At 58.7% G+C, this 14,778-nt stretch carries 19 protein-coding genes, 1 tRNA gene and 2 pseudogenes; 14 read left to right on the forward strand and 8 right to left on the reverse strand.

Annotated features, from left to right (window positions below):
* Window position 1: 1 nt before the first annotated feature.
* The 5 genes from AOA62_RS10935 (at window position 2) to AOA62_RS10955 (ending at window position 2,600) form a co-directional block, all read left to right on the forward strand.
* A complete protein-coding gene (locus AOA62_RS10935; RefSeq protein ID WP_017137339.1) occupies window positions 2-760 on the forward strand; it encodes an MBL fold metallo-hydrolase in 759 nt (252 codons plus the stop codon).
* A gap of 27 nt (window positions 761-787) precedes the next feature.
* The gene (gene purC, locus AOA62_RS10940) at window positions 788-1,501 is read left to right on the forward strand and encodes a phosphoribosylaminoimidazolesuccinocarboxamide synthase (RefSeq protein ID WP_017137340.1); all 714 of its coding nucleotides are present in this window, start codon (window positions 788-790) and stop codon (window positions 1,499-1,501) included.
* Window positions 1,502-1,584: 83 nt separating this feature from the next.
* Window positions 1,585-1,674: transfer RNA gene (locus tag AOA62_RS10945), tRNA-Ser, on the forward strand.
* Between the two features lie 121 nt (window positions 1,675-1,795).
* The gene (locus AOA62_RS10950; protein WP_099548639.1) at window positions 1,796-2,191 is read left to right on the forward strand and encodes a nucleotidyltransferase domain-containing protein; all 396 of its coding nucleotides are present in this window, start codon (window positions 1,796-1,798) and stop codon (window positions 2,189-2,191) included.
* Window positions 2,181-2,600 carry a DUF86 domain-containing protein gene (locus tag AOA62_RS10955; RefSeq protein WP_099548640.1) on the forward strand — a complete coding sequence of 140 codons (420 nt, stop codon included), beginning with the start codon at window positions 2,181-2,183 and terminating at the stop codon, window positions 2,598-2,600. The genes AOA62_RS10950 and AOA62_RS10955 overlap by 11 nt, the downstream gene beginning before the upstream one ends.
* Window positions 2,601-2,632: 32 nt before the next feature.
* Here the strand turns inward: AOA62_RS10955 and AOA62_RS32015 are convergent.
* Window positions 2,633-2,713 (reverse strand): annotated as a pseudogene (locus tag AOA62_RS32015) (type II toxin-antitoxin system RelB/DinJ family antitoxin); the annotation flags it as partial.
* A gap of 531 nt (window positions 2,714-3,244) precedes the next feature.
* Here AOA62_RS32015 and AOA62_RS10965 point away from each other — a divergent pair.
* The gene (locus AOA62_RS10965; RefSeq protein WP_099548642.1) at window positions 3,245-3,529 is read left to right on the forward strand and encodes a DUF3077 domain-containing protein; all 285 of its coding nucleotides are present in this window, start codon (window positions 3,245-3,247) and stop codon (window positions 3,527-3,529) included.
* A 72-nt stretch (window positions 3,530-3,601) separates the two neighbouring features.
* Here AOA62_RS10965 and AOA62_RS10970 read toward each other — a convergent pair whose 3' ends face one another.
* A complete protein-coding gene (locus tag AOA62_RS10970) occupies window positions 3,602-4,828 on the reverse strand; it encodes an MFS transporter (RefSeq protein WP_017137346.1) in 1,227 nt (408 codons plus the stop codon).
* Window positions 4,829-5,195: 367 nt separating this feature from the next.
* The gene (locus tag AOA62_RS10975; protein WP_099548643.1) at window positions 5,196-6,068 is read right to left on the reverse strand and encodes a DUF6216 family protein; all 873 of its coding nucleotides are present in this window, start codon (window positions 6,066-6,068) and stop codon (window positions 5,196-5,198) included.
* A 276-nt stretch (window positions 6,069-6,344) separates the two neighbouring features.
* Between AOA62_RS10975 and AOA62_RS10980 the strand changes: the two genes are divergently transcribed.
* The 6 genes and pseudogenes from AOA62_RS10980 to AOA62_RS32585 all read left to right on the forward strand — a co-directional run.
* Window positions 6,345-6,599, forward strand: coding sequence for a hypothetical protein (locus tag AOA62_RS10980; RefSeq protein WP_017137348.1), 255 nt, complete (start codon window positions 6,345-6,347; stop codon window positions 6,597-6,599).
* A gap of 143 nt (window positions 6,600-6,742) precedes the next feature.
* Window positions 6,743-7,294, forward strand: coding sequence for a cytochrome b (locus tag AOA62_RS10985; protein ID WP_099548644.1), 552 nt, complete (start codon window positions 6,743-6,745; stop codon window positions 7,292-7,294).
* 40 nt (window positions 7,295-7,334) lie between these two features.
* Window positions 7,335-7,886, forward strand: a complete 552-nt coding sequence (locus AOA62_RS10990; RefSeq protein WP_178075633.1) for a tetratricopeptide repeat protein — start codon at window positions 7,335-7,337, stop codon at window positions 7,884-7,886.
* 60 nt (window positions 7,887-7,946) lie between these two features.
* On the forward strand, window positions 7,947-8,444 hold the full coding sequence (locus tag AOA62_RS10995) for an RNA polymerase sigma factor (RefSeq protein WP_099548645.1): 498 nt from the start codon (window positions 7,947-7,949) through the stop codon (window positions 8,442-8,444).
* On the forward strand, window positions 8,441-9,208 hold the full coding sequence (locus AOA62_RS11000; protein ID WP_099548646.1) for an anti-sigma factor: 768 nt from the start codon (window positions 8,441-8,443) through the stop codon (window positions 9,206-9,208). Before AOA62_RS10995 ends, AOA62_RS11000 begins: the two co-directional genes overlap by 4 nt.
* A 20-nt stretch (window positions 9,209-9,228) precedes the next feature.
* A pseudogene (locus AOA62_RS32585) lies at window positions 9,229-9,464 on the forward strand (histone deacetylase family protein); the annotation flags it as partial.
* Window positions 9,465-9,556: 92 nt separating this feature from the next.
* Here the strand turns inward: AOA62_RS32585 and AOA62_RS11010 are convergent.
* From AOA62_RS11010 to AOA62_RS11020, 3 genes are read right to left on the reverse strand one after another with little or no spacing between them, the layout of a single operon-like run.
* Window positions 9,557-10,435 carry a hypothetical protein gene (locus tag AOA62_RS11010; protein ID WP_017137354.1) on the reverse strand — a complete coding sequence of 293 codons (879 nt, stop codon included), beginning with the start codon at window positions 10,433-10,435 and terminating at the stop codon, window positions 9,557-9,559.
* A 50-nt stretch (window positions 10,436-10,485) separates the two neighbouring features.
* Entirely contained in the window at window positions 10,486-10,800 is a 315-nt protein-coding gene (locus AOA62_RS11015) for a type II toxin-antitoxin system RelE/ParE family toxin (RefSeq protein WP_099548647.1), read from the reverse strand.
* A complete protein-coding gene (locus AOA62_RS11020; RefSeq protein ID WP_026013723.1) occupies window positions 10,797-11,078 on the reverse strand; it encodes a type II toxin-antitoxin system ParD family antitoxin in 282 nt (93 codons plus the stop codon). The genes AOA62_RS11015 and AOA62_RS11020 overlap by 4 nt, the downstream gene beginning before the upstream one ends.
* A gap of 345 nt (window positions 11,079-11,423) precedes the next feature.
* On the opposite strand from AOA62_RS11020, the gene AOA62_RS11025 reads away from it, so the two are divergent.
* On the forward strand, window positions 11,424-12,326 hold the full coding sequence (locus AOA62_RS11025; protein ID WP_017137357.1) for a LysR family transcriptional regulator: 903 nt from the start codon (window positions 11,424-11,426) through the stop codon (window positions 12,324-12,326).
* Here AOA62_RS11025 and AOA62_RS11030 read toward each other — a convergent pair.
* Both AOA62_RS11030 and AOA62_RS11035 read right to left on the reverse strand, forming a co-directional pair.
* On the reverse strand, window positions 12,318-13,076 hold the full coding sequence (locus AOA62_RS11030) for a substrate-binding domain-containing protein (protein ID WP_017137358.1): 759 nt from the start codon (window positions 13,074-13,076) through the stop codon (window positions 12,318-12,320). The two genes, AOA62_RS11025 and AOA62_RS11030, sit on opposite strands and share 9 nt — an antisense overlap.
* Window positions 13,076-14,380, reverse strand: a complete 1,305-nt coding sequence (locus AOA62_RS11035; RefSeq protein WP_017137359.1) for an MFS transporter — start codon at window positions 14,378-14,380, stop codon at window positions 13,076-13,078. Before AOA62_RS11035 ends, AOA62_RS11030 begins: the two co-directional genes overlap by 1 nt.
* A 191-nt stretch (window positions 14,381-14,571) precedes the next feature.
* On the opposite strand from AOA62_RS11035, the gene AOA62_RS31775 reads away from it, so the two are divergent.
* Window positions 14,572-14,724 carry a hypothetical protein gene (locus tag AOA62_RS31775; protein WP_157786503.1) on the forward strand — a complete coding sequence of 51 codons (153 nt, stop codon included), beginning with the start codon at window positions 14,572-14,574 and terminating at the stop codon, window positions 14,722-14,724.
* The last annotated feature ends 54 nt before the right edge of the window (window positions 14,725-14,778 follow it).

Genomic DNA, 14,778 nt, shown 5'->3' on the forward strand with positions numbered 1-14,778 from the left:
GATGCGTTTTGCCGTTCTCGGCAGCGGTAGCCAAGGGAACGGCACGCTGGTCGCACATGACGACACGTATGTGCTGGTGGATTGTGGTTTCTCGTTAAAAGAAACCGAGCGACGCCTGCTGCGCCTGGGGGTTCACCCCTCGCAGCTGAGCGCAATTGTGGTGACCCACGAACATGCCGACCACGTGCATGGCGTGGGTTTGCTGTCTCGGCGCTACAATCTTCCGGTGTACCTGAGTCGCGGCACCTTGCGCGGGATGCGCAAACCCATAGAACCCGCAGGCTTCCTGGCCGGTGGCGAGACGCTGCAGATCGGTGCGTTGAGCATTGATGTAGTTGCCGTAGCGCACGACGCCCAGGAGCCGACGCAGTATGTATTCAGTGGCGGTCAGCGGCGTTTCGGCGTGCTCACCGACCTTGGCTCCTACTGCTCCAAGGTGCTGGACGGTTACCGTGACCTCGATGCCTTGATGATCGAGTCCAACCACTGCCGCGACCTGCTGGCACGTGGTCATTACCCCTACTTTCTCAAGCAGCGGGTAGGCGGCGAACTGGGACATTTGAACAACCACCAGGCGGCGTACCTGGTGTATGAGTTGGGCTGGCAAGACTTGCAACACCTGGTCCTGGCCCACCTGAGCAGCAAGAACAACCTGCCTGCGCTTGCGCGGCAATGTTTTGTCGACACCCTCGGGTGCGACCCGGACTGGCTGCAACTGGCCGATCAAGATTCAGGGCTCGACTGGCGACACATCGCCTAGCCCACCATTTAGCAAGCGGAGCCCATCATGGAAAAACGTGAAGAACTCTACCGCGGCAAAGCCAAGTCGGTATACAAGACCGACGACGCCAACCGCCTGATCCTGCTGTTTCGCAACGACACCTCGGCGTTCGACGGCAAGCGCATCGAACAGCTTGATCGCAAAGGCATGGTGAACAACAAGTTCAACGCCTTCATCATGCAAAAACTCGAAGCGGCCGGCATTCCGACCCAATTCGACAAACTGCTGGGCGATAACGAGTGCCTGGTCAAGAAGCTCGACATGATCCCGGTCGAATGCGTCGTGCGTAACTACGCCGCCGGCAGCCTGGTCAAGCGTTTGGGCGTGGAAGAGGGCCTCAAGCTCAACCCTTACACGTTTGAACTGTTCCTGAAGGACGACGCCAAGGGCGACCCGTTCATCAACGAATCCCACGTCGTGGCATTCGGCTGGGGCACCGCTGAGCAACTGGTACGCATGAAAGAGTTGTCCCTCAAGGTCAACGACGTGCTGAGCAAGCTGTTCGACGACGCAGGCCTGCTGCTGGTCGACTTCAAACTCGAGTTCGGCGTGTTCCACGACGGCACCATCGTCCTGGGCGACGAATTCAGCCCGGACGGCTGCCGCCTGTGGGACAAAGCCACCAAGAAAAAGATGGACAAAGACCGCTTCCGCCAAGGCCTCGGTGACGTCATCGAAGCCTACGAAGAAGTCGCCAATCGTCTCGGCGTACCGCTGTAATCGACGCAAGCATCTGATAGCACGGAAAAAAATCGCTTTTTTGGTTTGCTTTCGCGAAACACACTGTTATGATGCGCGCCGTTGGAGAGATGCCAGAGTGGCCGAATGGGACGGATTCGAAATCCGTTGTACCTTCACCGGTACCTAGGGTTCGAATCCCTATCTCTCCGCCATTATTTATAAACAGAAACCCCCAATAACTTAAAGGTTGTTGGGGGTTTTTGTTTTTGTAGCAGAAATGCTCAGGTGAATTCTGCTACGGTCGTGATTACCTGATGACAATGCGGGTCAATCATGAATTTTGAAAAAGTGCTCACGCATTTGCAGGCTAACCTTCCAGGTCTTTTGGCAGTGTACGTCTTTGGCAGCCAGGTGACGGGCGAGGCAAATGCCGACAGCGATCTTGACTTGGCTGTGCTGATTGAGGGAAGCATTGACCCACTGCAACTGTGGCGCCTATCCGGGGAGTTAGCGGATATCGTCAAGGTCCCCGTTGATTTGCTGGACTTGCGCGCAGCCTCGACGGTCATGCAATACCAAGTCATAACGACAGGGCACCGCCTCTGGAGCAAGGACAGTCAGGCGGGTATCTTTGAGAGCTACATACTCAGCGAGAAAACTGCGCTGGATTGCGCCAGGGCAGAGCTGCTAGTCGACATTCAAAAGGACGGAACGGTATATGGCCGATGATGTACTCATCAACAAGGCTGCCAGTATTGAGCGTTGCATTGCTCGTGCTCGGGAGGAGTACGAAAAGGATCCAGCCAGTTTCGCCACTGACTTCACCCGTCAGGATGCGGCCATTCTCAATATTCTGCGTACCTGTGAGGCTGCCCTCGACTTGGGGCAACATCTGATTCGTCGTGAGCGCCTCGGCGTCCCCCAAAGTGCTCGTGACGTGTTTGAGCTGCTGGCGCAGGGCGGATGGGTGAATCCTTCCTTACTGGCTAACCTGAAAAATATGGTCGGTTTCCGCAATATCGTGGTGCATGAGTATCAGACGCTTCAGTTGCCTATTGCCGTTGCGATCATCACCAAACATCTGGGCGATTTCCTGGCATTCAGTGCACATGTCTTGACTAAGGACGCGGGCCAGTAAGCCGATTCAAATGGCCCGCGGTAAAATCTAGGCTATAGGTCGTCTAGAGAAACCTTCACTCGCTGAGCAGACGCCTGGCGCTCACGTACGGTCGCTATCAACGCTTCATCCTCTTTTGCCGGGCGCTTTCTATCCGATTCTTTTACCGTTTCCCTTGGTCTTTTCTTCGCCTCTTGCTCGGTTACGTATTCACCTGTGACCGCATCGCGATATCTCGTTGGCATATCAGCACCCTTGGCAGTATGTCGCCACGGCGGCGACTTTTTGAGACTAGCTCGCAGGCTTATGCACACAAGGTTCCCGGTGGGGATACTGGTTACCAAGCTTTTCTGAAACAGGTGCTTACGTTGTGCAGGTTCGACAGTTTTCCAGCAGGGTTGCGTTGGCTGGGGCGGGGCGCTAACCTTCCGCCGTCGCCCTCATGGCGACCGGTTTTGACAGGCCGAATAATGTGCGATCTCTGTGCATCCCCAAACTGGTTCCAGGCGTCTGTCTGTACCCATTTTTTATGGCGGCTGTGCGTGGGGCATCTTCGGGTGCGCCGGGTTTCCACGTTTCCGGTCTGTCAACCCGCGTACAGCTGCCACCCAATCCTGTTTGACAGCAGGGAGTGGTAGCTCCTTTTCATAACGTGGAGTTACATCATGAAAAAGATCACCCCCAACCCGACCGATGTTTTCAATGCCGAATCCGACGGTGAACCTCGCAAAATCTTCTACGTAGGCGCCGACGTCGGCACCGAAGAAGCCCTGGCCAACGCCTCCGAAATCCTCGCATCCGCCCTTCAAACCGCCTACCAATGCGCCGAAGACCCGGACAGCACGCAGTCACCCGTGATCATGGGCCTGGCGCAATTGATCGAGAACGCTCAGGCACTGGTGGACGCTGCACTTGAGCGTCATTTCCCAACGGATAAACCAGGCAACTAACCCAATACCCTGAAACTAAAAAGCCTGCCGAGCTCAATGCTCAGCAGGCTTTTTAGTGGTTACCGAGTCGTGTCAGCCCGGCTGCGCAGCCAAGCTATTACTCACATTACGTCCCAACACCAGCACGGTCACAAATCCAAGCCCCACCAGCGCCGTGGCCAGGCTCAACAGCATTGCGCTGCCCATTTGGTCCACGATCCGGCCGCCAAAGAATGAACCCAGGGCGATGATCACTTGGAACAGGGCAACGAACAGCGGCATGCCGCGTTCGACGTCTTTAGGTGCGACCACAAACATCCAGATACTCGCGCAGGCCGGGAAGGCGCCGAAGGCGAAGCCCCAGAGTGCGATCAGCATCGCGGCGCCGGTCATGCCGGTGGCGAAGTGAGGGAACAGCGCGGTGCTGGTGCCGATCATCAGCGCGACCAGCAGCAGGGTGTGACGCACGCTGCGGTTGGCGGCGAAACCGGCAAAGACGTTGCCCATCACGCCGGCCACGCCATACAGCAGCAACAGTGAGCCGATGGTCGGGCCGTCGAACCCGGAACTGTTTTTGAAGAACGGCGCGACATAGGTGTAGGCAGCAAAGTGCGCCAGGCCGATCAGCAGCACGGCGATCAAGCCGACCCGCGCTTGTGGGTTGATAAACAAGGCCGGCAGGTCACGGATCTGGATGGCCTTTTCCGGGGTGAGTCGCGGCAGCAGGAACACCTGCGCCAGCAGCACCGGCACGCCGACAATCGCGGTCACCAGGAAGGTCATGCGCCAGCCCATCAGGCCACTGAGCCAGGTGCCGACGGGTACGCCCAGCACGGTGGCCAGGGTCACGCCCATCATGATGATCGAGGTAGCCTTCGCTACGCCTACGCCCTTGGGCGCCAAGCGGCCGCTGAGGGCAATGGCCGTGGCCCAGAAGCCGCCGATGCTGATGCCGAGCAGGACACGGCCGAACAGCAGCAGGCTGAAGTCGCTGGCGTAGGCCACTACCGTGTTGGCGATGATCATGATCAGCGTCAGGCCGATCAGCAGGTAACGACGGTCCATGCCGCCAATGATCACCGACAGCAACGGCGCGGCGAGGGCGGCCATGATGCCGGGCAGGGTCACCATCAGGCCGGCGTGACCGGCACTGATGCCCAGGTCGCTGGCGACGTCATTGAGCACGCCCACCGGCAGAAACTCACTGGTTACCAGGGCGAAAGCGCCTACGGCGACCGAGAGAATCGCCAGCCACTGCTGTTTGACACTTTGTTGATTATGTTCGGGACGGCCGCTGTGGGCCTGGCTGGGGCTTGGCATAGTGTCGGTTCCAGAAGGAATGTCGCCTGAAGCTAGGCGAAGGGGAGGGAAAGTGGAGGCGATTATAGGAACCGGTGCTGGCAATCACACAGGCGCTCGTTTCGATAATAACCATCAGTGCAATCGATTCGACGCTCTGGGACGGCCTTGATGGTCGGTGAGCCAGCCTGCTATGGCAAGTAGCCTTGTGGCGAGCAGGCTTTTTGTGGCGAGCAGGCTTGCCCTGCGTTGGGCTGCGTAGCGGCCCTAAAACCTGCCACCGCGATCCTCCCCCCTGACACTCGGCGCGTGGGATGGGGCGGCTTCGCCGCCCAACGCAGGGCAAGCCTGCTCGCCACAACGAGCCTGCTCGCCACAGTGACAGTGTTTACGGTTGAGCGGCGGTCTCTGCGGTCGTATTTGTACTCTGCGCGGTCATCTGGTCATGGAGTTTGCGGGCAACGCCCAAACGCGAGAGCTTGGTCAAAATACAGAAGACCGCACATATCGACAGGCAGGCGATGAACAGCAAAAAGCCTTTTTGCTCTTTCAACCCGGTTTTTACATTTTCACCATAAGTGGGCGAAAGAAATAGCGTGCAAATGGTATTGATGGTGCTTTCCGAGAAGTCCTCGTTATAGAACTTTTCCAGTGCCGTTGGTGATTTGCACTCGTCCACAGACAGCGTTTCGCTGGGCCAGAAATGGAATTTGGCGTTGTTTTCCGACAGATAGAAAGACGGCACATCCGAGGCTTTTTTCAAGGACACCATCAGGTAGCTGGAGTCAGCCAATGGCGGCGTGATGCTGATAATCGCCAGGAAAAAGGCGCCCAACCCCAAAAACCAATTACGCTTGAAGGGGGTGATCATTGCCTCTTTAAGCGATAACTGAGTGAAGTCTTTCCAGTCAATGTACTTTCTGATCCTGGCCACATCGTTGTAACTGAAGTTGTTGTCAGTGATCCACTGATCGGCTTGCCGCGCGTGTTCCAGGTTTTGCGCGGGGATATTGAATTCGAACCGATAATATTCAACTTCGCGCAGGTCTTTGCGGGTGGCCTCATATTTTGGGTTTTCAAATGTGGTCGAGCCACCGAAGAACCGCCACATCAAGTCACGCAGAAAAATCAGCGAGCCTGAGCGCGAGTAGATATATAAAACCAGCGCACATATTGCCAGGCCACTGAGCAGCCCGACGATGGCGGCATAGTTTTGAAACGTCCATGTGACGATATTATCGTTGAGTACAGGTTGGGACATGCAGGGTCATCCTTGAAGGGTTATTAGAGCGGCGCGTCAGCGAAGTTGCTGTGACTGGCCGGGCGAAAATCTAATAAAAACAAGACGACTTTTCAAACATTATCATTGCGTTGAACTTCGAACTGGGCGGGTACTACATAACGCTGGAATCTTTCTTACGTGGTTTAAAAACAAAGGCTACAGCCAGTTCGTTGCGAACGGATATTTAACTCACTATCTTCTGACTACGAGACGTTCACTCGTAGGCTTTCCCCTCAAACGCAAAGGAAATGCACCATGAGCAAAAACACCAAAAAGACCTCCAGCACCCTGGCGACGTTGGCCGCCGAAACCTTGAATAATCCAAACGCCTCGGCCATAGCCAAGAGCCTGGCTGCGTCGGCGCTGTCCCAGACCGGTACTGATAAGCAGACGAGTGCACACATGGAGGAAAAGGCCGGCAAAGCCCTTCAAAGCGATAAATACAGTGAGGAGACCAAATCCCTGGCTGCATCGGTCCTCTCTCAAGCTAACAAAGAGCGGGGAAACTGAGTCATAAAAATCGCATAAAAACGCCCCGTCGTTGAATCAGCGACGGGGCTTCTTGGTTTCCCGATCAGCAAAAATTATTCGCCCCCCACCGAATAACTTTCGCCACTGCGGTGTTCACTTCACAGACCACCCAGGAAACGCCCATGAACACAGCATCCGATCGCTATGACCGCCTGACCCGCAGCTTCCACTGGCTGACCGCCGCCGTGGTGATCTTCATGTTTGCCAGTGCGCATATCTGGGAAAACCTGGAGAAGGGCACACCGCTGCGCAAGGGCCTGCAAGCGCTGCATATCTCTTTAGGTATCGTCATGGCGCTGTTGATTGCCGCGCGGATTGTGTGGCGTATGTTCGGCGGCAATCGGCCCAAGGCCGACAGTCACCCGGCGCTTAACCTGCTTGCGAAATTGGCGCATGGTTGCCTGTACCTGTTGCTGGTGTCGCAGATTGTGTTGGGCTTCCTGTTTCGCTGGGCTCAAGGTGAACCCTTCAATTTTTTCGGACTGTTTGCCGTGCCCGCGCCTTTTGTGATCGATCATGCCTGGCGGGGCACCTTGGGCGGCCTGCATAACAATGTGGCCTGGGCGATCATCTTGCTGGCGGGCGTGCATGCCATAGCTGCGCTCTGGCATCACTACGTGCTGGGCGACAGCACCTTGCGCCGGATGTTGCCGGGCGCACGCAATGCGCTTTAACAGTGATGTTTCCTCCCTATCATTACGGAGTAAGACAACCATGAAGGCTCGCCACGAATACCCTGTCACCTACCGCACCGCGCTGGTCTTCGGCGCTTGCCTGGCCGCCGCTTTGCTCGCAGGCCAGGCCCACGCCTCCGGCGATGAGTCGGCCCCGCCCAAGCCCAACTGCCCCAAGGGCCAGGTCTGGGACACCAAGACCGGCAAGTGCGTGCTGCAAACCAGCAAGGCCACCTCCGACGCCGACCGCACCGATTACGCCTACCGCCTGGCCAAGGACGGGCGCTTTGATGAGGCGCTGGCCTTGCTCGACACTCTGCAAAATCCCAACACCGCCAAGGCCCTCAACTATCGCGGCTACGCCACGCGCAAGCTGGGGCGCACCGATGAGGGCATCGGTTATTACCTGAAGTCGGTTGCACTCGACCCCAACTACGCACAGGTTCGCGAGTACCTGGGCGAGGCCTATGTGATCAAGGGCCGGGTCGACCTGGCGCAAGAGCAACTGGTGAAAATCAAAGCCTTGTGCAGTACCACCTGCGAAGAATACGAAGACCTGGCCGCAGCCATCGCCGCAGCGCCACAGGCTTGAACGCCGTGAACCTGTCCGCAGGAGGCAGCCATCGTTCGGGACGCTGAGTTTCGCCGCGAGTTGGGCCAATTGTTGCCACGCTTGTGGCGATACGGTTGGGTGTTGTCGCGGCAAAAGCACCTGGCCGAAGATCTGGTGCAAGCCACCTGCGTAAGGGCCTTGGAGCGTGCCGGGCAATTCGTGGCCGGCACGCGCCTGGATCGCTGGTTGCTGGCGATCATGCACTCGATCTGGCTCAACGAACTGCGCTCGCAACGGGTGCGCCAAGGGCAGGGGTTTGTTGATGCCGAGCAGGTGCTGTCGTTTGATGGCGAGCGCCAGGCGCAGGAACAGATACTGGCCGCACAAGTGATCAAGCGCGTTAACGGTTTGCCCGAAGCGCAGCGCGAAACCGTGTTTCTGGCGTATGTCGAAGGGCTTTCATACAAGGAAATTGCCGAAATCCTGCAGATACCTATGGGCACGGTGATGAGCCGGTTGGCGGCCGCCCGCATTAAGCTGGCCGAAGCCGCCTCCCCAACAGCCCGGCAGGATAAAGCCAACGGAGAACGGCGATGAGCCACACTGACACACCGTCCGATGAGCAGTTATCGGCTTATCTGGATGGCGAACTGAGCGCAGACCAACATCAACGGATCGCCGACCAGGCCAGCGCTGACCCGGCGCTTGCCGCACGCCTGGACGCATTGCGCTGCGCTGACTTGCCGTTCAAGGCCGCCTTCGACACGGTGCTGGAACACGCCCCGACTGAACGCCTGCACGCAATGCTCAACGCCTTGCCACCGGCGCCGCCCCAAGCCTGGAGCCGGCGGCGTTTTCTTGCCGTGGCTGCGAGTTTCGCAGTAGCTGGCGTGGCGGCCGATCGCCTGTTCTTGGGGTGGCAACGTACTGAACCCGGCCAAGGCTGGCGGGCCTCGGTGGCCGAATACATGGCCTTGTATACGCCCCAGACCCTGGAAAACCTCAGCCTCGACCCGGCCTCCCACACGGCCCAGTTGACCGCCGTGGGCGCACTACTGGGCGTGTCGTTATCGCCTGAGTCCGTGAGCCTGCCTGGCGCCGAATTCCGACGGGCGCAGATCCTCGACTATGACGGCGTGTTGATCGGTCAACTCACCTACCTCGACCCACGCCACGGGCCTTTGGCACTGTGCATCACCGCCAGTAAAAAGGGCATGCAGCCGTTGGCCAGCGAACAGCGCCGAGGCCTGAACGTGGTGTATTGGGCCAACCCTGCGCATGCTTTTATGCTGATTGGGAGAAACCCGGTTGAGGATTTGCAGCACATGGCCATTGGTGTCGAGAGCCGCTTGCCGGCCTGACCTCGGTGAGTCGTCGTCCGCAGCGCGTCGCCGTGCTCGACACCGACCTGCACCACGGTCAAGGTTTCCAGGAGATTTTCTACGAGCGGGACGACGTGCTGTATGTGTCCATCCACGGCGCCCGTGAAGCCGTGTTCTTCGACAAGCTCGAACTGGCCCTGCGGCGCTGAAGGACTTTTCGGCGGATGCGCTGGTGTTGTCCCTGGGCTTTGAAATTTGCGAGCTGGACCCGCAAAGCAAAGTCGCGGTGACGCGCGTCTGGCGAGAGGTGGTGTCGCGATAGAAGATGTCCTGTTGATTTTATGACAGGTTCGCGAGCATTCAAATTGGCCCGTACTGCAAAATTTTTTAAGGCGACAGCGTGCGAGTCTCAGGCGTCAACTCCAACACCCGATTCCTCCCGCCTTCCGCCAGCAGATAAGTGCCTCGATTCGTCGGCACAATTGACTGCGGCGCCTTCAGGAACGACAAAATCGTCTGTTGCCGCCCCTGTTTATCAATGAGCAGCAATCTTGCTCGGTGCGTCGAATCTTCATTCACCCACAGCCCGCGCTCATCGCACATCAAGAACGTGGGTTTGTTCAAGCCTGCCAGCACCACCGGATCGCTGCCGTCGTCGGTCAGTTCGCGCACCACGCCTTTTTTCTTTTCGGTGTAGAGCATTCGGCCGTCGGTGCAACGGGTGATGGACTCGCCTTCGTGCAGCTTGTCGCGTATGACAGTCAGCGATTGGTCACTCCAGCGGTAACGCAAAAGTCGCCCGTTGTCTTTGCGGTCTTCGATGGCGTAGAGGTCGTCGCCCTCGACCCACAGGCCTTGCACGTTTTCGCCGCGAAACAACTCGGTCACCACGCCGTCCTTGAGAAAGCTGACCGGGGCGTCGCCGGTTTCCTGGCTGAACACCCAACCGCCATGGGTGGCGAACATGCCATCGGGCTTGGACAGGCTGCCCACCACCACGTCACGTCGCCCGTCGGGATGGATACGCACGATGCTGCCTTTGGCGTCATTGAGTTCCTGGCTGATCATCAGCGAGCCATCCGGCATGGGCATCAATGAGGCGGCTTTGGGCACGTCACTGTGCACGGTTTGCACGCTCCAGCCGGTCGCCGCGCTGACGGGGTAGAAGCTTTGCCAGGCGAAAAAGCCCAGGGTCGCAACAGCCAGCAAGCCGGTCAGGCTTAACACCCAGCGCAAAGGTCGGCGCGGGTTTGGGGTGTCAGTCATTTTTTCTTCCTTGTTTTTGGGCACGCCATCGGTGGGCGTGAGGCCTGCTCTCACCCGTGATTCTGAAATTGAGCGGCGTAATCCTGGCCGCCGTAAAACACGCCCAGGATCGACACGGTTTCAGTCTCGGCGGCCACGCTGAATGCGATGGCGGTGGTGTGCCGGTAATGGGTGATGCGCAAGGCAGGCAGCAGGTCGTTACGGCATTTACCGCGCAATGGAAACACACTGAGGCTGTCGCAGTAGCTGATGATGTTGTCGATAAAACGTGCTGCAGCATCGGGGGCTTCGGTTTTGCTGATGTAGTCTTCAAGGGCGTCCAGTTGGGCTAACGCCTCAGGCGCAAAGGCTACCGTATAGCTCACGGTTTTTCTGTACCGGTTCGCTGGCGTTTGGCTGCCATGTGTTCGCGAACCTGCTCGGTGGAGAGCGCTCGGCCAGGGGCTGCCTCGAGAGCGGCGGCGGCGGGGATCACCTGGTCGCGCAACCAGTCTTCCATGGCGCGATCACGGGCCATCAGCGCCCTGAGGCCGTCGCGTATCACTTCACTTTCGCTCGCATATTCACCGGAGGTGACCTTGGCTTTGACCAGGGCGGCCATCTCGAGTGGCAAGGTAATGCTCATTTGCTGGGTTGAGCGCATGTCGAAGCCTGCGGACAGTGGGTAGGATTCAATCCTACTCGACCACTGGCGTGTTGCAAGGAGCAACTGACCGATGTCGGTGTCCGGCATCTCATCGTCGATCCAAAATAGGTAGGGGTTCTGGCAGGTTTCCATGAGCGTTTCTCTCTCCTGTTGAGTAACTCAGGTTGCAAGTATTGACGCTTTTCAGCGATTGCGTGGCGCCACTCAGCCAATAACGCACTGATATGTATGACTTCATATTTGTAGCAGGGTTATTAACGCCAACCGCCCCCGGCACGCATGGCGCCTTACCCCCGGCCGTACGATAATGCCCTCCAAATCGACCACACTGGCCCATCCCCCGTGATCATCAACTTCGACCTCAACGACCTCCAAGCCTTCCGCGCCGTGGTAGACAAGGGCAGTTTTCGCGGCGCCGCCGAGGCCATCCGCATCTCACAGCCGGCCCTGAGCCGGCGTATCGAAAAGCTCGAGTCCGCCCTTGACGTAAAGCTGTTCGAACGCACCACGCGCCGGGTCAGCCTGACCATGGTCGGGCGCGCGTTTCTGCCTCAGGTGGAGCGCATTCTCGACGACCTCGACATCGCCTTGATGGGTATCAGTAACGTCGCCTCCACGCGCATGGGCAACGTCACCATCGCCTGCGTGCCGTCCACCGCGTATTACTTCATGCCCCACGTGATCTCCGAATTTCACAAGCTATACCCGAAGATTCGCCTGCGTGTGCTGGATGCCAGCGCCGGTGAGGTGTGCAATGCAGTGGAAAGCGGTGAGGCGGATTTCGGCGTGAGTTTCAGCGGCAGCCTGGCCGATGAAGTGGAGTTCGAGTTGCTGTTCCAGGAGCGCTATGTGCTGGCCTGCCGCCGTGACCATGAGTTGGCCGAACGCGACAGCGTAAGCTGGGCCGAAGCCTACGAGCACGACTACATCACCGTCGACAAAACGTCGGGCAACCGCTTCCTGCTGGACCAGGCCTTGCGCGGCGTGCGGGTGAAAAAGCCGAGTATCTGCGAGACCCACCACGTGACCACCATGATCGGGCTGGTGGAGGCGGGGCTGGGCGTGGCGATGGTACCGTCGATTGCGATGCCGGCGTGCGAACACCCGATTCTGGTGAGTGTGCCGCTGATCGAGCCGCAGGTGATGCGCCATGTGGGCTTGATAAAACGCCGCGGGCGGACATTGCCGCCAGCGGCGCTGGAGTTGGAGCGGTTGGTGCGCGAGATGCCGTTTCGGTCAGTGTGAAACCGAGTCCAGGCCGGTGGATTGCACCACCGGTTGCGCTTCGGGCGAGGCCAGGAACTGCAGCAACGCCTTGGCCTGGGCCGGGTGTTCGGCGTTGACCGGAATGCCCGCCGCAAAGCGCGTAACCGACTGCACGTCTTCCGGGATCTTGCCCACGTAGGTCACGCCCGGCACCGGCAACAATTCCGCCACTTGCTGCAGGCCCACCTCGTAATCACCCTTGGCGACCACTGACGCCACCGGGATGCGTTCGATCATGCTGCCCTTGGCGGGCATGCCGAGCTTCTTGAACAGCTCCTTCTCGACATACACACCGCTGGCGCTGTCCGAATACGCCACGGACTTGGCCTGGCTCAGCACTGCCTTCAGCTCGGCATCGGTGCCGATCGCAGGTTTGGCTGCGCCGGCTTTGACCACCAGGCCGATGCGCGAATCCGCCAGTTCCACACGGGACGCCGGGTCGACCTTGCCTTGTTTGATCAAGTCATCCAGGGCATAGCCGACCATGATCACCACATCGGCGTGTTCGCCACGGGCCAGGCGGTTGGGGATCGCCTCCGGCGCCTTGCCCATCGACGGGCCGAGGATGGTGTCCAGGGTGTCGCCGCTGTGCTCGGCATATTGCGGGCCGAGCAGTTTATAGGCGGCGGTGAAACCGCCGGAGGTCATCACCTTGAGCTGTTCGGCCTGGGCCGTCAGCGCCAGGGCGCCGAGGGCCAGGGCCGTCAGGGTTTTCAATAGCGTCTTCATTACACCGCCCCCTGCATGACTTGGCCACGCGTGTTGGCACGTCGGTACAGCGCCAGGGTCGAGCACAGCGCGCACAACGCGGCAAACATCATCCAATAGGCCGGCGAGGCTTTGTCGCCAGTGATGTGAATGAACCACGTGGAGATCGCCGGCGTGAAGCCACCGAAGATCGCCGTTGCCAGGCTATAGGCCAGGGAGAAGCCCGCCACACGCACTTCCACCGGCATGATTTCGGTCAGCGCCGGGATCATCGCGCCGTTGTACATGCCGTACAGGAACGAGAACCACAGCAGGGTTTCGAGCATATGCGCAAAGCTTGGCGCACTGACCACGAACGACAGCGCCGGGTAGGCAGTGATCACGGTCAGGGCGGTCATTGCGACCAGCACCGGCTTGCGGCCAAAGCGGTCACTCAGGGTGCCGCCGATCGGCAGCCAGACAAAGTTCGACACGGCCACCAGCAAGGTCACCAGCAGGGCGTCGGAGGTGCTCAGTTGCAGCACGGTCTTGCCGAAGGTCGGCGCGTATACCGTGATCAAGTAGAACGCGGTGGTGGTCATGGCCACCATCAGCATGCCGCCGATTACCACACTCCAGTTTTTCACCAGGGTCGCCAGCACTTCGCGCATGGTCGGGCGATGCTTGCGGTTGGCGAACTCTTCGGTTTCCTGCAAGTTGCGACGCAGCACGAAGATGAACGGGATGATCACGCAGCCGAGGGCGAACGGAATGCGCCAGCCCCAATCGGCAACGACCGAGGGTTCCATCCACACATTCAGGCCGTAGCCCAGTGCGGCGGCCACTACGATGGAGATCTGTTGGCTGCCCGACTGCCAACTGGTGTAGAAGCCTTTGCGGCCTGGCGTAGCCATTTCAGACAGGTAAACCGACACACCGCCCAGTTCTGCGCCAGCCGAGAAGCCTTGCAGCAGGCGGCCCAGCAGCACCAGCAACGGCGCCCACAGGCCAATGGTCTGGTACCCCGGCACGAGCACGATCAGCAACGTACCGCTGGCCATGATCGACAGGGTCACGATCAAGCCTTTGCGACGACCGACGTCATCGATATAGGCACCCAGGATAATCGCGCCCAGGGGCCGCATCAGGAAGCCCGCACCGAACACGGCGAAGGTCATCATTAATGACGCAAACTCATTAGCGGCGGGGAAGAACGCGGCAGCGATATAGGTGGCGTAGAAGCCGAACAGAAAGAAGTCGAACTGTTCGAGGAAGTTGCCCGAAGTAACGCGGAATACCGCACCAACTTTCGAGCGGGCAGAGTCGGGCCGGGAAGGGCTAGTCATGGTTTTGTGTCTCCAGCGTTCTTTTTAAAGTGCTTGTTTCGCTTAAGACCGCGGATAGTGGCTGACACATTTAGAAATGATAAGTGAGTAATTTGGATGCATTGATGCGTTTTAGCTATCAATCAGCAGGTCCGCCAAAATCTCACTGCTGTTCTATGCTTCAGAAGTGACCAATTTCTTATGGAAGGGAGGTGCGTATGGGTGACGAGCACAAACGTCAGGACGAGCCGGAGCACGAGCAGGCCCGGCGGCAACGCGAAGAAGACAAGCCGCAGACCTGGAAACATCCGGACGACGGCACCGAGCTGTCCGAGCGCGATCAGGAGCGACCGCTCAAGCCGTGAATTCCAAGGCGATGATGATCAAACTGTGGGAGCTGGCTTGCCTGCGATGGCGGC

It is taken from the genome of Pseudomonas sp. 2995-3, from assembly GCF_002742565.1.
Taxonomy (GTDB): domain Bacteria; phylum Pseudomonadota; class Gammaproteobacteria; order Pseudomonadales; family Pseudomonadaceae; genus Aquipseudomonas; species Aquipseudomonas edaphica.